This is a genomic window from Nocardioides sp., from assembly GCF_031422975.1.
In the GTDB taxonomy this organism is placed as follows: domain Bacteria; phylum Actinomycetota; class Actinomycetes; order Propionibacteriales; family Nocardioidaceae; genus Nocardioides.
Map to the genome: position 1 here is coordinate 1 of NZ_JANPEO010000339.1, position 2,506 is coordinate 2,506.

Consider the following 2,506-nt stretch of genomic DNA (forward strand, 5'->3'; position numbering starts at 1 on the left):
CGACCTCGGCGTCGGCGAGGTCGGCTACCTCATCACCGGGGTGAAGGACGTGCGTCAGTCCCGCGTCGGCGACACCGTGACCAGCCAGCACCACGGCGCCACCGAGTCGCTGGGTGGCTACAAGCACCCCAACCCGATGGTGTTCGCCGGGCTCTACCCGATCGACGGCGACGACTACCCCAACCTGCGTGACGCGCTGGAGCGGCTCCAGCTCAACGACGCCGCGCTGGCCTACGAGCCCGAGACGTCCGGCGCCCTCGGCTTCGGCTTCCGCTGTGGCTTCCTCGGCCTGCTGCACATGGAGATCGTGCGCGAGCGGCTGGAGCGGGAGTTCAACCTCGACCTGATCTCGACCGCCCCCAACGTGATCTACCAGGTCGTGATGGAGGACGGCATCGTCGTCGAGTGCACCAACCCGAGCGAGTATCCCGACGCCGGCAAGATCGCCGAGGTGCGCGAGCCCGTCGTGCGAGCCACGATCTTGTCGCCGTCCGACTACATCGGCACGATCATGGAGCTCTGCCAGGCCAAGCGCGGCAACCTGCAGGGCATGGACTACCTCTCCGAGGATCGCGTCGAGATGCGCTACATGCTGCCGATGGGCGAGATCGTCTTCGACTTCTTCGACCAGCTGAAGTCGCGCACCAAGGGCTACGCCTCGCTCGACTACGAACGCTCCGGCGAGCAGGTCGCCGACCTGGTCAAGGTCGACATCCTCCTGCAGGGCGAGCCGGTCGACGCGTTCTCGGCGATCGTGCACCGCGATGCGGCGTACGCGTACGGCGTCATGCTCGCCGGCAAGCTCAAGGAGCTGATCCCGCGCCAGCAGTTCGAGGTGCCGATCCAGGCCGCCATCGGCGCGCGCGTCATCGCCCGCGAGAACATCCGCGCCATCCGCAAGGACGTGCTCGCCAAGTGCTACGGCGGTGACATCACCCGCAAGCGCAAGCTGCTCGAGAAGCAGAAGGAAGGCAAGAAGCGGATGAAGATGGTCGGCCGCGTCGAGGTGCCGCAGGAGGCCTTCGTCGCCGCACTGTCAACCACGCAGCCGACGCCCAAGAAGTAGGTCATGGCCACGGTCGTACGCCGCAGCGAGATCGCGCCCCGGCCGTGGCCCAACGGCGGCGGGACCACGCGTGAGCTGCTGCGCGCGGAGGACGGCGCGTGGCGGGTGAGCCTCGCCGACATCGACCGGGACGGCGCGTTCTCGGCCTTCCCGGGGCTCCGCCGCCTCCTGACCGTCGTGGACGGGATCGTGCTCGCACTCGTCGTCGACGGCGTCGAGCACGTGATCGAGCCTCGGCGCCCGTTCGCCTTCGACGGGGACGCCGAGGCGAGCGCCTCGCTCCCCGAAGGACCAGTGCGGGCATTGAACGTGATCGTCGAGCCTGCCTCGGTGTCGCCGCACGTGACGGTGCTCGAGCTCGGGCGAGGGTCGACGTTGCCGATCGCGGACGACCAGGCCGCCCTGGTCCTCCAGGGGCGGGCGCAGGTGGAAGGCGCCGAGGCTTCGGCGTACGACCTCGTCCAAGGGCCCGCGGAGGTGTCGGGCCGCTGCACACTCGCGGTCATCACCCTGCAACGCGTCTGAGAGCGCGTCAGTCGCGCATAGGACCGCCGGGCCGGTCGTAGGACTCCGCGACGATCTCGGCGACCACGGACAGCGCGATCTCGCCCGGCGCCTTGCCGCCGAGGTTGTGGCCCGCCGGCACGTGCAACCGGGAGACGTCCACGCCCTCGGCGCGCAGCTCCTCGACGAGGCCTTCAGCTCGACGGCGGCTGGCCATCATGGCGACGTACGACGCCTGTGAGGCGAGTGCCGCCCGGAGCACGGAGGGTGCGTCGGTCGCATCGTGGTCGCACAGCACCACAGCGTCACCTGACCGCGGGGCGAGCCCGGGACCGCCGTCGTCGGCCGCCTGCACGAGCACGTCGCGCCCCACCGCCGTACCGATCGCCTCGATGGCCCGGGCGATCGGGTTGTCGCTCAGGACCAGGATCCGTCCGTGCGTGATGGCGTCGTCCGACCAGGGCTGCTCGCGAGGGCTACTCATGCGCCCACACTGACACTCTCGCGGGTGAGCGTCACCGTCGTCACCTGTGCTGGCCTAGCGGCGTGCACGCGGCAGAACGACGCGAAACGTCGTTCCTGTCCCGAGTGACGACTCCACCTCGGTGCGGCCGCCGTGCCGGGTCACGATCCGCGAGACGATGGCCAGGCCGAGGCCGGTGCCCGGCCGTCGCAGCGCCTCCGGGTTGGTGGAGCGGTAGAACTCGGTGAAGAGCTGGCTCTGGTCCTCGTGCGAGATCCCGAGCCCGTCGTCCGCGCAGACGAAGGCGACCTCCGCGCCATGGTCCTCCAACGACACGGTCACGGTGCCTCCTGAACGCGAGTACTTCACGGCGTTGCTCACCACGTTCGCGATCACCCGACGCAACTCCTCGTGCTCCCCAGCCACACTCGAGCTGCCCTCACGGGTTGCGATCTGGAGGGTCACGCCCTGCC

At 69.6% G+C, this 2,506-nt stretch carries 4 protein-coding genes; 2 read left to right on the forward strand and 2 right to left on the reverse strand.

Features of this window, described 5'->3' with window-relative positions:
• Both lepA and RMO85_RS10265 read left to right on the forward strand, forming a co-directional pair.
• Nucleotides 1-1,066: translation elongation factor 4 (lepA, locus tag RMO85_RS10260; protein ID WP_310528628.1), on the forward strand; the 1,066-nt coding region annotated here is incomplete at its 5' end.
• Between the two features lie 3 nt (nucleotides 1,067-1,069).
• On the forward strand, nucleotides 1,070-1,591 hold the full coding sequence (locus RMO85_RS10265; RefSeq protein WP_310528629.1) for a HutD family protein: 522 nt from the start codon (nucleotides 1,070-1,072) through the stop codon (nucleotides 1,589-1,591).
• A 7-nt stretch (nucleotides 1,592-1,598) separates the two neighbouring features.
• Here the strand turns inward: RMO85_RS10265 and RMO85_RS10270 are convergent, their stop codons facing one another.
• Together RMO85_RS10270 and RMO85_RS10275 are read right to left on the reverse strand one after the other, a co-directional pair.
• Entirely contained in the window at nucleotides 1,599-2,054 is a 456-nt protein-coding gene (locus RMO85_RS10270) for an XdhC family protein (RefSeq protein WP_310528630.1), read from the reverse strand.
• Nucleotides 2,055-2,108: 54 nt separating this feature from the next.
• The coding region (locus RMO85_RS10275; RefSeq protein ID WP_310528631.1) for an ATP-binding protein at nucleotides 2,109-2,506 on the reverse strand (398 nt) is incomplete at its 5' end.